This window comes from Bradyrhizobium sp. CB2312, from assembly GCF_029714425.1.
Lineage (GTDB): Bacteria > Pseudomonadota > Alphaproteobacteria > Rhizobiales > Xanthobacteraceae > Bradyrhizobium.
Genome location: NZ_CP121668.1, coordinates 5503261 through 5519097, shown reverse-complemented (window position 1 = coordinate 5519097; position 15837 = coordinate 5503261). Strand labels below are relative to the sequence as shown.

18 protein-coding genes and 1 pseudogene are annotated in these 15837 nt (G+C 64.9%); 10 read left to right on the top strand and 9 right to left on the bottom strand.

What is annotated here, in order from left to right; all coding sequences use genetic code 11:
- The 3 genes from QA642_RS27180 to QA642_RS27170 all read right to left on the bottom strand — a co-directional run bounded on the left by QA642_RS27180 (position 1) and on the right by QA642_RS27170 (position 3468).
- Complete coding sequence (locus QA642_RS27180; protein WP_283086988.1) at positions 1–1005, bottom strand: polysaccharide deacetylase family protein; 1005 nt, start codon at positions 1003–1005, stop codon at positions 1–3.
- Positions 1006–1170: 165 nt separating this feature from the next.
- A complete protein-coding gene (locus QA642_RS27175; RefSeq protein WP_283079594.1) occupies positions 1171–1749 on the bottom strand; it encodes a glutathione peroxidase in 579 nt (192 codons plus the stop codon).
- Between the two features lie 93 nt (positions 1750–1842).
- Entirely contained in the window at positions 1843–3468 is a 1626-nt protein-coding gene (locus QA642_RS27170) for a L,D-transpeptidase family protein (RefSeq protein ID WP_283079593.1), read from the bottom strand.
- Positions 3469–3676: 208 nt separating this feature from the next.
- Here QA642_RS27170 and QA642_RS27165 point away from each other — a divergent pair, with 208 nt between their 5' ends.
- Positions 3677–4225: a CreA family protein gene (locus tag QA642_RS27165; protein WP_283079592.1), complete on the top strand. Its 549-nt coding sequence runs from the start codon at positions 3677–3679 to the stop codon at positions 4223–4225.
- Positions 4226–4236: 11 nt separating this feature from the next.
- Here QA642_RS27165 and QA642_RS27160 read toward each other — a convergent pair whose 3' ends face one another.
- A complete protein-coding gene (locus QA642_RS27160) occupies positions 4237–4434 on the bottom strand; it encodes a hypothetical protein (protein ID WP_283079591.1) in 198 nt (65 codons plus the stop codon).
- Positions 4435–4849: 415 nt separating this feature from the next.
- On the opposite strand from QA642_RS27160, the gene QA642_RS27155 reads away from it, so the two are divergent.
- Both QA642_RS27155 and QA642_RS27150 read left to right on the top strand, forming a co-directional pair.
- Positions 4850–5011: a hypothetical protein gene (locus tag QA642_RS27155; protein WP_283079590.1), complete on the top strand. Its 162-nt coding sequence runs from the start codon at positions 4850–4852 to the stop codon at positions 5009–5011.
- 34 nt (positions 5012–5045) lie between these two features.
- Complete coding sequence (locus QA642_RS27150) at positions 5046–5411, top strand: hypothetical protein (protein ID WP_283086987.1); 366 nt, start codon at positions 5046–5048, stop codon at positions 5409–5411.
- A gap of 4 nt (positions 5412–5415) precedes the next feature.
- Here QA642_RS27150 and QA642_RS27145 read toward each other — a convergent pair whose 3' ends face one another.
- Both QA642_RS27145 and QA642_RS27140 read right to left on the bottom strand, forming a co-directional pair.
- Positions 5416–5661: a DUF6719 family protein gene (locus QA642_RS27145; protein WP_283079589.1), complete on the bottom strand. Its 246-nt coding sequence runs from the start codon at positions 5659–5661 to the stop codon at positions 5416–5418.
- A gap of 67 nt (positions 5662–5728) precedes the next feature.
- Positions 5729–7101, bottom strand: a pseudogene (locus QA642_RS27140) (PLP-dependent aminotransferase family protein).
- A gap of 75 nt (positions 7102–7176) precedes the next feature.
- Here QA642_RS27140 and QA642_RS27135 point away from each other — a divergent pair.
- The 5 genes from QA642_RS27135 to kynU all read left to right on the top strand — a co-directional run bounded on the left by QA642_RS27135 (position 7177) and on the right by kynU (position 12377).
- Entirely contained in the window at positions 7177–7902 is a 726-nt protein-coding gene (locus tag QA642_RS27135; protein ID WP_283079588.1) for a pyridoxamine 5'-phosphate oxidase family protein, read from the top strand.
- A gap of 51 nt (positions 7903–7953) precedes the next feature.
- Positions 7954–9231, top strand: a complete 1278-nt coding sequence (locus QA642_RS27130) for an ArgE/DapE family deacylase (protein ID WP_283079587.1) — start codon at positions 7954–7956, stop codon at positions 9229–9231.
- A 250-nt stretch (positions 9232–9481) separates the two neighbouring features.
- Positions 9482–10291: an alpha/beta hydrolase gene (locus tag QA642_RS27125; RefSeq protein WP_283079586.1), complete on the top strand. Its 810-nt coding sequence runs from the start codon at positions 9482–9484 to the stop codon at positions 10289–10291.
- 35 nt (positions 10292–10326) lie between these two features.
- The gene (kynA, locus tag QA642_RS27120) at positions 10327–11166 is read left to right on the top strand and encodes a tryptophan 2,3-dioxygenase (RefSeq protein WP_283079585.1); all 840 of its coding nucleotides are present in this window, start codon (positions 10327–10329) and stop codon (positions 11164–11166) included.
- Between the two features lie 8 nt (positions 11167–11174).
- Positions 11175–12377 carry a kynureninase gene (gene kynU / locus QA642_RS27115; RefSeq protein ID WP_283079584.1) on the top strand — a complete coding sequence of 401 codons (1203 nt, stop codon included), beginning with the start codon at positions 11175–11177 and terminating at the stop codon, positions 12375–12377.
- Positions 12378–12492: 115 nt separating this feature from the next.
- Here the strand turns inward: kynU and QA642_RS27110 are convergent, their stop codons facing one another.
- Positions 12493–13281, bottom strand: coding sequence for a cobalamin-binding protein (locus QA642_RS27110; protein WP_283079583.1), 789 nt, complete (start codon positions 13279–13281; stop codon positions 12493–12495).
- Positions 13282–13400: 119 nt separating this feature from the next.
- On the opposite strand from QA642_RS27110, the gene QA642_RS27105 reads away from it, so the two are divergent.
- A complete protein-coding gene (locus tag QA642_RS27105) occupies positions 13401–13799 on the top strand; it encodes a PaaI family thioesterase (RefSeq protein ID WP_283079582.1) in 399 nt (132 codons plus the stop codon).
- Positions 13800–13951: 152 nt separating this feature from the next.
- The gene (locus QA642_RS27100) at positions 13952–14563 is read left to right on the top strand and encodes a GNAT family N-acetyltransferase (protein ID WP_283079581.1); all 612 of its coding nucleotides are present in this window, start codon (positions 13952–13954) and stop codon (positions 14561–14563) included.
- 77 nt (positions 14564–14640) lie between these two features.
- Here QA642_RS27100 and QA642_RS27095 read toward each other — a convergent pair whose 3' ends face one another.
- Positions 14641–14946, bottom strand: coding sequence for a hypothetical protein (locus tag QA642_RS27095; protein WP_200468134.1), 306 nt, complete (start codon positions 14944–14946; stop codon positions 14641–14643).
- 95 nt (positions 14947–15041) lie between these two features.
- Complete coding sequence (locus tag QA642_RS27090; RefSeq protein ID WP_283079580.1) at positions 15042–15728, bottom strand: DUF2161 family putative PD-(D/E)XK-type phosphodiesterase; 687 nt, start codon at positions 15726–15728, stop codon at positions 15042–15044.
- Positions 15729–15837 lie beyond the last annotated feature (109 nt).

The window sequence follows — 15837 nt, the reverse complement described above, 5'->3', positions numbered from 1 at the left end:
CTATTCGGAAACTGTCGTCACCACGGAATTCACCGGACGCTGGCTCACCGTCGGCAGCTTAACGTCCTTGAGCAACTCCTGGTCGTATTCCGGCAGCGTCGAGGCCGGGAATTTGGCGCGCATCGCCACCACCTTGTAACCGCCGGCCTTCAGGCGCTTGAGCAGCTCGGGCAGGGCTTCCGCGGTGTGCTTCTGGAAGTCGTGCATCAGGATGATGCCCTTGCCCTTGTTCTCGAGCTTTTTCATCACGGTCTCGATCACCTTCTCGGGCTTGGATGCCTTGAAGTCGAAGGAGTCGATGTCGCAGGAGAAGATCCCGATGTTGCGGTTGCCGAGATAGGTGACCATCTCCGGCGGATGCTGCAGCGCCGGGAAGCGGAAGAAGGGCGAGGGCGAGATGCCGCCGAGCGCCCACTTGACCGCGGACAGGCCCTTCTCGATCTCTTCCTTGCGCTGCGCTTCGTTGAGCTTCTTGTTGTTGAGGTTGGCGTGCGACCAGGTGTGGCTGCCCACGGTGTGGCCGGCTGCATAGACCTGCTTGAGAATCTCCGGCTCGTAGGTCGCGTGCTTGCCGATCGAGAAGAAGATGCCGGTGGTGCATTCATCGGCGAGCGCCTTCAGCACCGCGGGCGTGTTCTTCGGCCAGGGGCCGTCGTCGAAGGTCAGGACCACCTCGTGGTCGCGCAGGAAGTCGAGCTCCTTGAAGTGCTCGAAGCCGAACCCGGGACCGCCGGTGGTGTCAATCTCGACGGTGCGGGCAACGCCCAGCGCGCCCGGCGTGTTGCAGGCGGCGCGCGCCGGCTGCGGCGCCTGTTGCGGCGGGGGCGGATTGACGAAGCCCGCGGGCGCAGCGGCTGCCGCGGGAGGAGCTGCAGCAGCGGGCGCCGCCGCCGGTGCGGCTTGCGTCGCGGCTGCGGGCTTCGCGGCCGGGGTCTGCGACCATGCCGCGCCCGTCATTGCAAGAGACATCGCACTTGCCAAAATCAGTCCTGCCGCCACACGCATGGTGTTGTCCTCGAGATTGATCCCGTTGTTCCGCCGCGGCTTTTCGCCTGCGGCAAAACCCATCCTGCCCCAAACGATCCTAGCCTAGATGGTGGGCCCTCGCCATTGCAACGGCTGTTTGGCGCCCCGCCACAATTGTGCCCAGCCGGATTGCGGTTGAGCGCCTCAACTGTCGGCCAGCGCCTTGGCGATGGCCGTCTTGACCCGGGTGTCGGCCGGCTCGACCGCGGATGAAAATACCTCGGCGATATAGCCGTCGCGGCCGATCAGGTATTTGTGGAAGTTCCAGCGCGGAACTTCCCGGGGGCGCGCCTCGGCCGCCCATTTGTAGAACGGGTGCGCTTTCGCCCCGACCACGACCGACTTGGCGGTGATCGGGAAGGTCACGCCATATTGGTGGTGCGCGGTCTCCGTGATCTCGCTGGTGCCGCCAGGCTCCTGACCGCCGAAGTCGTTGGAGGGCACACCGATCACGGTCAGTCCGCGCTCGCGAAACTCGCTCCAGAGCTCCTGCAGGCCGGCATATTGCGGGGTGTAGCCGCACAGCGAGGCGGTGTTGACCACCAGCAGCGGTTTGCCGGTGAAGGCGGCAAGGCGGATGTCGTCGCCTGAGTCGCCTGACAAGGCGGGGAAGGAAAAGGCGTAGGCCGAGATCCGGCTCATGCCGCCGTCGGCGAGCGCGCGGCCCGCCGGCGCGAGCGTGCCTGCAAGCGCCGCGATCAGCATGGTCCTGCGGTTCATCATGACGGCGTCCCCGAAATGATCCGGGGTGGATGTTACTCCGCCGGCGCGATCGGGCCGCTCAACACCGCGTTATCGGACGTGGCGACGCGCGGGCTAATACAGGCGAACGATGAAGTCGGTGCCTTCGCCGGTCTCGCCCTGGTTGATGCCCTGGTCGGAGACGATGATCGAGCCGCCCGATGTCAGCATCTCGTTGATCTTCGCCATGGTGTCGGCGGGGATCGTGATGCGGTCGAGCGCTTCCGCCGGGCTGTCCGGTGTGACCACGGGCTTGGCGGCGACCGGGATCACGACGGCGCCACCCTTGCGGCGCGACACGCGTCCGTCGTCCTCGCGCGCGGCGGCGCGGACCGAGACCGGCAGCGACACCACCGACCAATGCAGTGCATTGGCATCGGTCTTGTCGACCTCGGCGGTGAAGACATGGGTGCCGAGCGGCCGGTCGCTCGCGGCGATCGTGATCGGCACCTCGAACAGCGGCGCAAAGTTCTGCCGCACGTAGAGCTTGGAATCCTTGCGGCTGATGAAGACCGCGATCTGGCCGGCGCGCTTGGGCGCTTCCGGCTTTGCCGCCGGCGCAGGGTCTGCGATCCGGGTCTCGTCCTTCTTGGCATCCGGCGCGGGCGCCGTCGCGGTCACGGCCGCGTCGGGCTTCTTGGCGCTGTCGGCGGATTCGGCCTTGGTCGCTTCGGACTTCGCCGGTTCGGATTTCGGTGCGCTCGCCGGCTCGGTCTTTGCAGCCTCGACCTTATCGGCGGGCTTTTCGTTGGCGGAGGCCGCTGGCTTGGCCGCATCAGAGGCCTCGGCCATCTTCGTCTCGGATGGGGCGGGCCCTTCGATCTTGTCGGCCGGCGCGGTGGCCTCGTCGCGTGCCGGCGCATTGCCGGTCGTCACGTCCGACATCACGTTGTGACCGACCGAGGAGCGGAGCTCAAGCACGCCATCGGCGCTCGCAGTCTTCGTTTCGACCGGCTTTGCTTCAGCCGCCTTGACATCGGCCGCGCCCTTGTCGGCCTTGTCGCCGACATTGGTCTGCGGCTCGAGGCTGGCGGCGGGCTGCGGCGGCACGCGCACGGAGGCGAGCAGCGGATGCGAGAAGCTTTGCGGCGACATCTGGCCGGGGGCGACGATGACGCGCGCGCCCATCTTGGTCCAGTTCCACATCTTCACCGCAAATGCCATCGGCATGCGGATGCAGCCATGCGAGGCCGGATAACCCGGCAGCACGCCGGCATGCATGGCGACACCGGACCAGGTGATCCGCTGCATGTACGGCATCGGCGCGCCGCTATAGATGTTGGAGTGGTGGAATTTGTGTTTCTGGATGACGCTGAACACACCCATCGGCGTCGAGTGGCCCTTCATGCCGGTCGACACGGGCGATTCTGCGAACACGCCGTTGCCGTCGTAGATCGTCACCTTCTGCCGTTCGATCGAGACGACGATGACGAGCGGCCCTTGCGGCTTCGTGCCGGCTTCCTTCTCGGCGACGACTTCTTTTTTCTTGCCGGAGAGGCCATGCTTTGGCGGCTTCTGGCGCGGGATTTCGGGATGCCGCTCCTGCCGGGCGTAATAGGATCCGTCGGAATAATCCGTCCAATAATAAAACGCTGCGTCGGCCCGGCTGGTCGTGCCGATCGCACCCGCCGCCGTCAAAATGGCGACCTGCCACAGCCGCGCCGGCTTGGTAGAGAAACCGGACCCGTTCACGCTGTTCATCCTCGAATCCACAATCCAAATCAGACATTAGTCTCGCAGAGGGGTCATGCGTTCACCAGCACGGCGGTTCCATGGTCCGCTACTTTTGTCCAGGACGTAGCAAAAAAGCCTCACGGAGCGGTAAATGGCAGCCGGGCTTGGCGGCCCGTCGTCTTCCTCTCCGGCTAGCACCTCCCTACATTGCGGGGACTTGTTACCGGAGAACTTCATGTCATCTCGTTTCCCCGGTCTTTCCAGCATCCGCTTGAAAGGCCTCGCTTTATTCCTCTTGGCTCTGGCTGTGCCGACAGCTTCCGCATCCGCCGCCGACGAGCCCGATCTGATCTTCCGCCGCTCCACCGTGTTCAAATGGATGAGCCCGAACGACAAGCTCGCGACCTATGGCCTGGACGACCCCGAAGTCGAGGGCGTGGCCTGTCACTTTACCGTGCCGGAGAAGGGCGGCTTCAAGGGTTGGCTGGGCCTCGCCGAGGAGGTCTCGGACATCTCGCTGGCCTGCCGCCAGGTCGGCCCGATCAAGTTCAAGAACAAGATGGAGCAGGGCGACGACATGTTTCGCCATCGCCGCTCGCTGTTCTTCAAGAAGATGCAAATCGTGCGCGGCTGCGACGCCAAGCGCAACGTGCTGGTCTACATGGTTTATTCGGACAAGCTGATCGAGGGCTCGCCGAAGAACTCGACCTCGACCGTGCCGATCATGCCGTGGGGACCGGCAGACGCCAGCATCCAGAAGTGCGGCGAATTCTTCACTCAGTGACGCACTTGTGTTCACCCAGCCACGATGCGACTGCGTGGCTTTGCCAGATGCGAGCCGGTCAGCCGCACGAAGGCTTGTGGCGAAGCTTCATAGCCGCGGCTCGACTGTAGCGACATCGCGCCGGCAGAGGCGACGCGGCTGCGAACAGGTTGTTGCTCGGCGCGGCCCGTCTCCGCGTCGCGCGCCGCTGCGCGATCTTGCGCCATCATGATGGCCATCCCTCACGTGATTGCGCCCGGTGTGCCGGGCGTCCTGGTTTCGATGGCTTGGGTCGCGGCCGAAGCGTCTCGCGTTCGATCGGGCCCAGCCTTCGTTCGGGCTCTTCTTCAGCAGAAAAACGTAAAATGCATGTGAAGTGTGGAAGGCACGGGCGTGACGGAGTGCCGTGCGCGGCATCCCTTCCGGCTTGGACGCACTTGCGAAGAGGCTTTGAGCTGCCGGGCGAGCCATCTGAAAAGATTGAGATTTTCCGCCGAATGTTTCGTCGCTCCGGCTGCGACGAAACAATTCTCACAAAGACGAAACCATTTTCGGCTTTTGGCGCATCACGCGCGAAACGACGCATGGTTATCAGCGTCACGACGACGACGGCGGATCGCCGGCCACGGAATGGGACACACGATCATGCGCGCACTCAGCTTCATCCTTGCTTTCGGTTTCGTGCTCGCGGGTTCCTCGTTTGCGGGCACGCCGGACGGCAATATCCCCGGCGTCGGCACCTTCCAGTACAGCGGCTCACCCGTTACTCCAGCGCAGCAGCCGATCGTGGTCGCTGCGCGCTTCTGATCGCCTTCAAGAACATCAGCCGATGAAGGCCGTCATGATCGTTCGCTTCTGTGTCGCCGCATTCGTAGCTGTTCTGATGATCAGCGCCGCCCAGGCACAGGTCCGCGCTCCCTCGCGGCTACCGGATCCTCGCAGCGAATTCGTGCGCCAGTGCGCGCCGCGCATGCTCGGACGCTGGGAGCATCCGGAGGAGGTGTGCGGCTGCCTGCATGATCACGCCGCCGCCGCCGTCGAGGACCGCGATTTGCGTGAGGCGCTGCTGCGCGGCATCAGCGAAACCGGCGTGCCGACCATCGAAACCGACTGGGTGCCGGCGTCCAAGCAGAGCGAGATCGGCCCGACCTTCACCAAGATCGCCAAGCCGACCCTTCAGTGCATGTTCGATCCCGCGAAATCCTGATCCGCTATTTCGATTTCGGACCGTAGCGCGGCACGCAGGTGGCGGTCCGCGCCACGCCCTTGTCGGTCATCTTCGAGCCCCGCACCTCCTTGACCTGTCCGGCGGGGCAGGTTCCGTCGTCCACCTGCACGCGCTGACCGAGCTTGAGATCGGGGATGTCCTGCTCGCGTCCGACGGTGACGGCATGCGCCGTCGTCACGAGCGCGGCGGAGATCAGGAGCGAGAGGCAGGCTGCACGGCGCAGAAGCATGATGAGAGGTCCCGGCATTGAAGCCGCAATGTAGGGACGGGCCGGCGATTCTGATAGTGAACCTTCGTCACGCCCGCTGGGCCGATTTGGTTCTGGTGCGCAGGGCTGCGCGCGATTCCCGCGCGAGCCGCCGGGCGGAGGCCACGAGCTCAGGAACCGCATGCCCCGAAAATCCCAGCACGAAGCCGGGCAGGGGACGCGCGCGAGAATAGGTGTCGGCGAGGAGCCAGCCTTCCGCACTTGCGGTCTGCTTGGCCTCTGCAGCGACCGACAGGTCGACCGCCGGATCGAACCGGGCGACAAGGTGCAGCCCTTGCGAGGGCACCGGCACCGACAGCGCGCCCTCGGATGCGGCTTCCAGCGTCTCGGCCAGCGCGTCGCGCGCTTCGCGATAGAGTTTCCGGACCCGCTTCAGGTTCGCGGCGAAGGCGCCGGAATTGAGCATGTCTGCGACGGCGCCTTCCATCAGCGTGCCGGGAAAGCGGTCGAGTGCCGCGCGTGCGGCTGAAGGTGATCGATGCCGGCGAGCGACATCAGCGGCGCGCCGTCATACCGGAACTCGCTGTCGTAATCGTCCTCCAGCACGAAGGAGCCGGCCTGCTTCGCCCAATCCAGCAGCTCAAGCCGCCGCGGCATCGACATCTGCACGCCCAGCGGAAACTGGTGCGACGGCGTCACATAGGCCGCGCGCGCAGACGGCGCCGCGGTGCGGCCCTTGGCGACACGCATCCCATGCTCGTCGACGGGGACGGGCACGGCGCGATAGCCGCAATGCGCGATGGTCTTTCGCGCCGCCGGGTAGCCGGGGTCCTCGCACCACACCTGATCGCCCGCCTTCAGGATCGCGCTCAGCACGATGCGGAGCGCATGCAGCGTGCCTGACGTGAGCATGATCTGATCAGGGTCGCAGCGCAGCCCGCGCGCCGACAGCAGATGATCGGCGATCGCCGCGCGCAGCTCGCGGCTGCCGCGGGGATCGCCATAGTGCAGATGCTCGGATCCGAAGGCGCGCATGCGCCGGCCGACGAAGGCGCGAAAACGCTGCACCGCGCGCTCGTCGATATGGGTGCAGCCGAGCGCGAACGCGCCTTGCCGGGGCGCCTCGACCACGATCTTCGGCTTGTTCGGTTCAGTCGCGCGCGCGGGAATGCGCGCCGCAACGAAGGTGCCGGAGCCGACGGTCGCGTCGGCAAAGCCGTCGGCGATCAGGCGCTCATAGGCAGTGACGACGGCGTTGCGGCGAAAGCCCGTCTGCTTGGCCAGCGTGCGCGACGGCGGCAACGGCTCGCCGGGCTTGACCAGACCGGAGACGATCATCTCGCAAAGCGCCTGATACAGCCGGTGCGCGGCGGAGGCACCTGGCGTGATGTGTGGCCCGGTGAGGTCGAGCGGTAGCTCCGCCTTGGCGGGCGGCAGAGAATTGGTCGGAATCTTTCGCATGGAATTGGCACTATCGCAGACCAAATTGGCCGCTACAACTCTCCTGGAATTGTTCCAATCCCGACAGGAGCGGCTGTGAGCCAGACCGAAAGCCAAAATTCCTACCCGACGTCGGCGCGCAACCAGGTCAAGCGCCGTCACGACCGCGGCTTCTACGATCACGAGACGGTTCACCGCATCCTGGATTCCTCGATGCTGTGCCACGTCTCCTACGTCATCGACGGCCAGCCCTATTGCACGCCGACCTTCTTCTGGCGCGAGGGCACGAAGCTCTATTGGCACGGCTCGAGCGCCAGCCGCATGCTGCGCAACCAGACCAAAGGCGAGCGCGTCTGCCTCACGGTCGCCCATCTCGACAGCCTCGTGCTGGCGCGCTGCGGCTTCAACCATTCCGCCGACTATCGCGCGGTGATGGCGTTCGGCACCGCTTATCTCGTCACCGACCCTGATGAGAAGGAGCAGGCGGTGGTCGCCATGGTCGATCGCTTCTTCCCCGATCGCACCGCGAGCCTCAGGGCGAGCAACACCCAGGAGATCAAGGCGACGTCTTTCATCGCGATGGAGATCGAGGAAGCCTCGGCCAAGATCCGCGCCAAGGGTGTGGCCGACGACGATGAGGACTACGAATTGCCGATCTATGCCGAGCGCATTCCGGTCCGCACCGTGCTCGGCGCGCCGGAACCTTGCCCGCGCCTCCTCGATGGCGTGAGCCGGCCTGCGACGCTCAACGGCTATTCGGAAGGCCGCTTGCTCGGAGATGCATTGCGGGATGCTTATTTTGTGGAGTACCCGAACGGCTGAAATCGGCTAGCTTGCGCGCAGCATGGACCATTGGATGCCCGGAGTTGCCTGATGAATGCCGAAACGCAGCAGAGGATTCTCGATGCCGTCGACGCCGGCTTCGAAGCCCAGCTTGCGACCACCCGCGATTTCGTCGCGATCCCTTCGACCCGCGGGGCGGAGGGGCCGTGCCAGGACATGATCGGCGACCTCCTGCGCGCGCGCGGCTATGAGGTCGATGATTGGCACATCAATGTCGACGATCTCAAGGATCTGCGCGGCTTCGGCCCGATCGAGCATGATTTTTCCAAGGCGCGGAGCGTGGTCGGCACCTATCGTCCCACGACCGAGGCCGGCAAATCGCTGATCCTCCAGGGCCATTGCGACGTGGTGCCGGCTGGCCCCCTAGAACTGTGGGACACCCCGCCATTCTCGCCGGTCATCAAGGACGGCAAGATGTTCGGCCGCGGCGCTTGCGACATGAAGTCCGGCACGATTGGCGCGCTCTATGCGCTGGATGCGATCAAGGCTGCAGGCTTCAAGCCGACGGCGCGAATCCATTTCCAGTCGGTGATCGAGGAGGAGAGCACCGGCGTCGGCGCGCTCTCGACATTGCAGCGTGGCTATCGCGCCGATGCCTGCTTCATCCCGGAGCCGACCAGCGGCAAGATGGTGCGCTCCCAGGTCGGCGTGATCTGGTTTCGCCTGCGCGTGAAGGGGCATCCGACCCATGTCGCCTTTGCCGGCTCGGGCTCGAACGCGATCATGGCGGCCTATCACCTGGTCCAGGCGCTGCAAAAGCTCGAGATCGAATGGAACGAGCGCGCCAAGGCCGATCGGCACTTCAAGACGCTCAACCATCCCATCAACTTCAACCCCGGCATCATCAAGGGCGGCGATTGGGCCTCCAGCGTGCCGGCCTGGTGCGATGTCGACTGCCGCATCGCCATCCTGCCGGGCTGGTCGGTCGCCGATCACCAGAAGGAGATCATGGCCTGCGTCGCCGCCGCGGCGCGCAATCACCGCTTCCTTGCCAACAATCCGCCGGAGGTCCAATGGTCGGGCTTCCTGTCGGAAGGCTATGAGCTGACCGACGCCGCCGCGCCGGAGGCCGCGTTCGGCAAGGCCTTCAACAAGGTCTATGGCGGCGCCGTCGAAGACCTCGTCTTCACCGCGCTCACCGACACGCGCTTCTACGGCCTCAACTACGGCATTCCCAGCCTGTGCTTTGGCGCCAGCGGCGGCGAAATGCACGGCTTCAACGAATTCGTCGATCTGGACTCGCTGAAGAAGACCACCAAGGCGATGGCGTTATTCATCGCGGAATGGTGCGGGGTGGAGAAGGCGTAGCCGTTGCCTCAGGCACAGCTCTCGTAGGATGGGCAAAGGCGCACTTGCGCCGTGCCCACGAGTTGTATCCGACACGATCAGGACGTGGGCACGCTTCGCTTTGCCCACCCTACGACATCTTGGCTGGAGCGCCCACTTGCCCGAAACAATGGCGCACCAAATCCTTTAAGCTTAAAAGAAAGACTAGGATGCCGCACTGACCAGTGGCAGACTGCGGCCCTGTTCGCTGAACGAGTCCTCGGGAGACACGATGCGCGATTGGGATGACGCTTACGCCAATTCGGCCCATATCCCGGGCTCGCACAAAATGCCGGCGCAATGGGCGGAGCGGGCGGCGGCCTACCGCGCCGGGCTCAAGCATTTTCGCCCTGACATCGCTTACGGCTCCGGCGAGCGCCAGCACCTCGACCTGATCCTGCCCGACGGCGACAGCAAGGGCCTCGTCGTGTTCGTCCATGGCGGCTACTGGATGCGCTTCGACAAATCGACCTGGACGGATCTGGCCGAAGGCGCACGGCACCACGGTTGGACGGTCTGCTTGCCGAGCTACACGCTGACGCCGGCGGCACGCATCTCCGACATCACCGCGGAAATCACCGCTGCGATTGCGAAAGCGGCTTCGCTTGTCGCCGGCCCGATCCGGCTCGCCGGCCATTCCGCCGGCGGCCATCTCGTCACCCGCATGCTGTGCGACGACAGCCGGCTCGAAGGCGCAATCTACAACCGCATCGCCGGCACGCTCTCGATCAGCGGCCTGCACGATCTGCGTCCGTTGCTGAAGACCAAGATGAACGAGACGCTGCGCATGACCATGGAGGAGGCGAGCCTCGAAAGCGCCGCGCTGCATCTGCCGCGCGGACATTCGCCCGTGACTGCCTGGGTTGGCGGCGGCGAGCGGCCGGAGTTCATCCGCCAGTCCGATCTGATGGCCAATGTCTGGACCGGGTTCGACGTGCCGACCCGCCTCGTCGTCGATCCCGGGCTGAACCATTTCACCGTGATCGACGGATTGAAGGATCCGTCGTCGCCGATCACCGCGCGCCTGATTGGGCTCGACTGAGCAAGGGCAGGGATGATCGATCGGGAGGGACTGCCATGACGTCCAGCGATTACGATCCCACAAACGAAGGCGCCGAGACCGATTTCGCCCGGCGCATGTCTTACGGCGACTATCTGGCGCTGGATGCGATCCTCGGTGCGCAGCATCCGCTCTCGGAAGCGCATGACGAGATGCTGTTCATCATCCAGCATCAGACCACCGAGCTGTGGATGCGCCTTGCCATCCACGAGCTCAGCGCCGCGCGCCGCGCCATCGCCAAAGACGAGGTGCAGCCCGCGATGAAGATGCTGGCGCGGATGTCGCGCATCTTCGAGCAGCTCAACAACGCCTGGGACGTGCTGCGCACGATGACACCGAGCGAGTACACGCGCTTCCGCTCCCAGCTCGGCCAGTCCTCGGGCTTTCAGTCGCGCCAGTACCGGCTGATCGAATATCTGCTCGGCAACCGCAATCACGCCATGCTGAAGCCGCACGCGCACGATGCCGAGACGACGAAACTCCTGGAGGCGGAGCTCGCCACGCCCAGCCTCTATGACGAGGTGCTGCGGCTCGCCGACCGCCACGGGCTGAAAATGCCGGTGGCCGTGCTGGCCCGCGACGTCCGCGAGACCCACAGCTTCAACGAAGGCGTGCTGCAGGCCTGGCGTATCGTCTATCAGGCGCCAGAGACGCACTGGATGCTCTACGAGCTCGCCGAAAAGCTAGTCGACTTCGAGGATTACTTTCGCCGCTGGCGCTTCAACCATGTCACGACGGTCGAGCGCGTCATCGGCTTCAAGCGCGGCACCGGCGGTACCGGCGGCGTCAGCTACCTCAAGCGCATGCTGGAGGTCGAGCTGTTTCCCGAACTCTGGCGTGTCCGTACCATTCTGTAGAAATCCCCATGACCAGATATCGCGTCTATGACGATACCAAAGCCCTGTTTCATCTGCCCGACGGCGTGATCTATCTCGACGGCAACTCGCTCGGCGCGCTGCCGCTGGGCGTCGCCGAGCGCGTCAATCGTGTCATCACGGACGAGTGGGGCCATGAGCTGATCCGCGCCTGGAACACGGCGGGCTGGTATGCCCAGCCGCGCCATGTTGGCGATCGCATCGCGCGGCTGATCGGCGCGGAGGCCGGCTCGGTGATGGTCGGCGACACGCTGTCGCTGAAGGTCTATCAGGCGCTCGCGGCCGCGCTCGATCTGAACGCGTCGCGCAAAATCGTCCTGTCAGACACCGGCAATTTTCCGACCGATCTCTACATGGCCGAGGGCCTGATCGCGACGCTCGGACGCGGCCATCAATTGCGCCTGGTGACGCCGGAGCAGATCGAGGCCGCGCTGTCGGAGGACATCGCGGTGCTCTACATCACCGAGGTCGATTATCGCACCGGCCGCCGCCATGACATGGCCGGGCTGACCGCGAAGGCGCATGCGCTCGGCATCGTCACGGTGTGGGACCTCGCGCACTCGGCCGGCGCGCTGGCGGTTGATCTCGCTGGCTGCGGCGCCGACTTCGCCGCAGGCTGTACCTACAAGTACATCAACGCCGGGCCCGGCGCGCCGGCCTTCCTTTATGTCGCGCCGCGCCATGCCGACGACGCACGCGCTGCGCTGTCGGGCTGGATGGGGCACGCAAAACCCTTTGCATTCGAGCTTGGCTATGCGGCCGCCGGCGGCGTCGAGCGTATGCGCGTCGGCACGCCGCCGGTGCTGGCGATGGCGGCGCTGGAGGCTTCGCTCGATATCTGGGATCGGGTTGATATTGACCAGGTCCGCGCGCGTTCGCTGGCGCTCGGTGATTTGCTGATTGCCGAAGTCGAGCGCCGCTGCCCATCTCTGAAGCTGGTGACGCCGCGCGCGCATGCGGACCGCGGCTCACAGGTGTCGTTTGCCTTCGACGGCGGCTACGCCGCGATGCAGGCCCTGATTGCCCGTGGTGTGATCGGAGACTTCCGCGCGCCCGACATCATGCGGTTCGGGATTACGCCGCTCTATATCGGCGAAAGCGAGATCATCCGCGCAGCCGAGATCATCGAGGAGGTGATCGCAGGCGAGGTGTGGCGGCGGCCGGAGTACCAGGTCGTCAACGCGGTGACGTGAAGACGGGCGTCTATCCCGCCGTCATTGCGAGGAGCTCTTGCGACGAAGCAATCCAGAATTTTTCCGCAGGGGCAGTCTGGATTGCTTCGCTTCGCTCGCAATGACGGTGGAGAGATCAAGGGCACTTACGCCACAACGCCGCCACGATCGCATCCAGCCCATCCGTCAGAGCCGCCGGACCCGGCTGCAGGATGATCGGCGACTTGATCTCGACGATGCGGTCGTCTCGTACCGCTGGAATTTCGCTCCAGCCATCGCGCTGCCTGATGCGGGCAGGGACAACCTTCTTGCCGCACCAAGAAGCAAGGATTACGTCGGGCGCGGCCTCGCGCACTGCCTCGGCCGTCACGATCCGATCCTTCGCGGCCTGCCGATGCCGCAGCTCTGGAAACACGTCCACGCCGCCGGCGACCTCGATCAACTCGGAGACCCAGCCGATGCCCGAGATCAGCGGATCGTCCCACTCCTCGAAATAGACTTTTGGTCGCGGCGAAGGGCGGGGCGTTGCGGCGATCGCGGCGAGGCGGCGCTCGAAACCTTGCGCGAGGTCCTCTGCGCGCGCGGCCGCGCCGACCAGCGCGCCGAGCGTGCGGATCATCGCGAGAATTCCGGCGATGTCGCGCTGATTGAAGACGTGGACATTGATGCCGGCGCGCACGAGGTCGGCGACGATGCCGGCCTGGAGGTCGGAGAATGCCAGCACGAGGTCCGGTTCCAGTGCGAGGACCTTTGGGATGTCCGCGGAGATGAAGGCCGACACCCGCGGCTTCTCCCGCCGCACCTGGGGCGGGCGGACGGCGTAGCCGGAGACGCCGACGATGCGGTCCTGCTCGCCGAGCAGGTACAGCGTTTCGACCGTCTCTTCGGTCAGGCAGACGATGCGGCGGGGCGGGAAGTCGCGCATGGGAGGAGCATATGCGCAAATGCGGGCTCCGATGTCACGGCGGCCATTACCTCGGACGTCATTGCTTTGCCGCGCGAAGCCATTCACGTTGAGACAACAATGAATTGGGAGGGGATCCGATGACGCCGCTCGAGAAACTTAAAGCGATGAAGATGCCGTTCGCCGAGCTCAAGGGCGTCGAGTTCGTCGAGGCCGAGAAGGATCGCGTGGTGGCGCGGATGACGGTCCGGCCCGATCTCTGCACGCTTCACCACACCATCCACGGCGGGGCGGTTATGGCGCTGGCCGATTCCGTCGGCGCGGCCGCGACCGTGATCAACCTGCCCGAGGACGCCAAGGGCACGACCACGCTGGAGAGCAAGACCAACTTCATCGGTGGCGCCAAGGAGGGAACCACGGTTATCGCCACGGCGACCCCCGTGCACCGGGGCCGGCGAACCCAGGTTTGGACCACCCGGCTGGAGACCGAGGACGGCAAACTGGTCGCGATCGTGACCCAGACCCAGCTGGTCCTGTAAGATTACGGGGCCTTGATTTTGTTAACGAATTAGTCGTTTCCGATGCCTTTAAGTTGGGCAGGTTCCCGTCTTGAAAAATTTGTTGCGACGCACAATATTGGAGGCCTAGGGATTCGAACGCCTCCTCGAGGGACACCAAGAGGAGTTTTGACGTGGTACTTGAAGACACCGCCCGCACGACGTCCGTTCCGGGCTATGTGCGGACCCTGAGCCAGCAGGAAGAATTGCCGCTTCTGCGCGATCACCTGCTCAGGCTCGATGCCGCAAGTCGGCACGACCGCTTCAACGGTTTTCTCGACGACAGCTTCATCGAGCGTTACGCCGCCCGCTGCGCCGAGGACGGCACTGTGATCGTCGCCTATATCGTCGATGGCGTGGTGCGCGGCGCGGCCGAACTGCATCCGCCGGAAGGTGATTCGCTGCCCGAAGTGGCGTTCAGCGTGGAAGCATCGGTGCGCCGCCAGAACGTCGGCACCATCCTGTTCAGCCGCCTGATCGCCGAAGCGCGCTGGAAGGGCTTTAAGCGCCTGCGCATCACGACCGGCGCCGAGAATCACGCGATGCGAGCTCTCGCCCGGAAGTTCGGCGCGCATCTGCAATTCCGCCATGGTGAATCGACCGGGACGATCGATCTCACCAAGACGACCGAAGACGAACTCGCCGATCTCGCCGCCGCGCCATTCAAGGCCGGGCGCGCGCTTCTCAGCTTCAACTCGACCTGCTGGAAGATCATCTCCAGCATGTACGGCAATCGCGCCGCCTAGCTCGAACAGCGGACACGAATCAAAAGCGGACCGGCAAAACCGGTCCGCTTTTGTATTTGGGGATGTGAAATAAGCGCCTAGGTGCCGGTGCGCTTGTCGTTGCCGAAGCGGCGAACGACGCGGCGCTCGACCACGACGGAGCGCTGCGCACCCTGTTCGCCGGCGATCACGCGCGTGGCGGTGATGCGGCTGTTGGTGCGGGCCTGCTTCTTCACTTCGGCCTGGACGATTTCGAGCGGCATGCCCATCAGCGCTGCGGCGATCTCGGCCTGCTGCTCCTGGTCGTCGGTAATGCCGACGGCGGCGAAGATCGCCTCGTCCAGGGTAGGCGGATCGTGGCGCACGCGCCGCGTGCCATATTTGGTATTCCAGTCTGCGCTCATAACGGCCTCATCTTGATGCCGGGATACCTAGTGCCACCGATGTTGCATTGCAATATGGAATCCGTGTGGCATCACAGCTATGCGCCGGTCGGGTGTCAGGGCGGTGACGCGGCACCGGCGTCGGCCCCAACACGCTGCTGCGGCCAGCGTTTCAGCGCTGCGTGCCCGGCCTCGGTCAGCCCGTAGATTCCCCGGTCGGCACGTTCGAACCAGCCATACACATTGTTAAGCAATATCTTGCCGGCGTCGGGACAGCGCTCGCGCAATTCGCGCACGCGCCGCGGACCATCGGCGAGCGCCGTGGCGCAGGCGAGCGCCTGCTGGCGATAGGCTGTCATGATCGGCGCGCGCGTGCTGCCGCCGAGCACGGGATCGCCCTGGCGGCGCTGATGCTCGGCGACGAGACGTGAGCGTACCTTCGGTTCGCGGCGCGGCGCCGCCGTCGGCGGCTTCACCAGCACCTCGACCTGGCCGCGATCGGTCACCCCGAGCATGCCGAAGCCGAGCCGGCGGCAGAGATTGCGATAGCGCGCATCGCTCTCGCGTCCCTTGCCACGGATCGACATCTTGGCGGCGATCCAGACCTCATCGGCCGCCGATGCACGATCGACCGCTTGCAGGATCAGCTCGAGATTGAACGCGAGCTTGAGCTCGCCGATCACGACGACGGGCGGATCGCCGGCGCTGAGGCCCACGAGATCGCAGCCGCCGATCTCGCCCTTCACGGTGAAGCCGAGCTCCTCGAGGAAGCGTTTGACGGGGAGATAGAGCGCGGTTTCCACAGGACGTCCGATCGGAGAATCAGTTGCGGGCAGTCTAGCCCGGATCAGACTCGCCCTCCGCGTCATTTGATCGGGAACAGAAGGTGCGATTATGCTGCGGACAGGGACA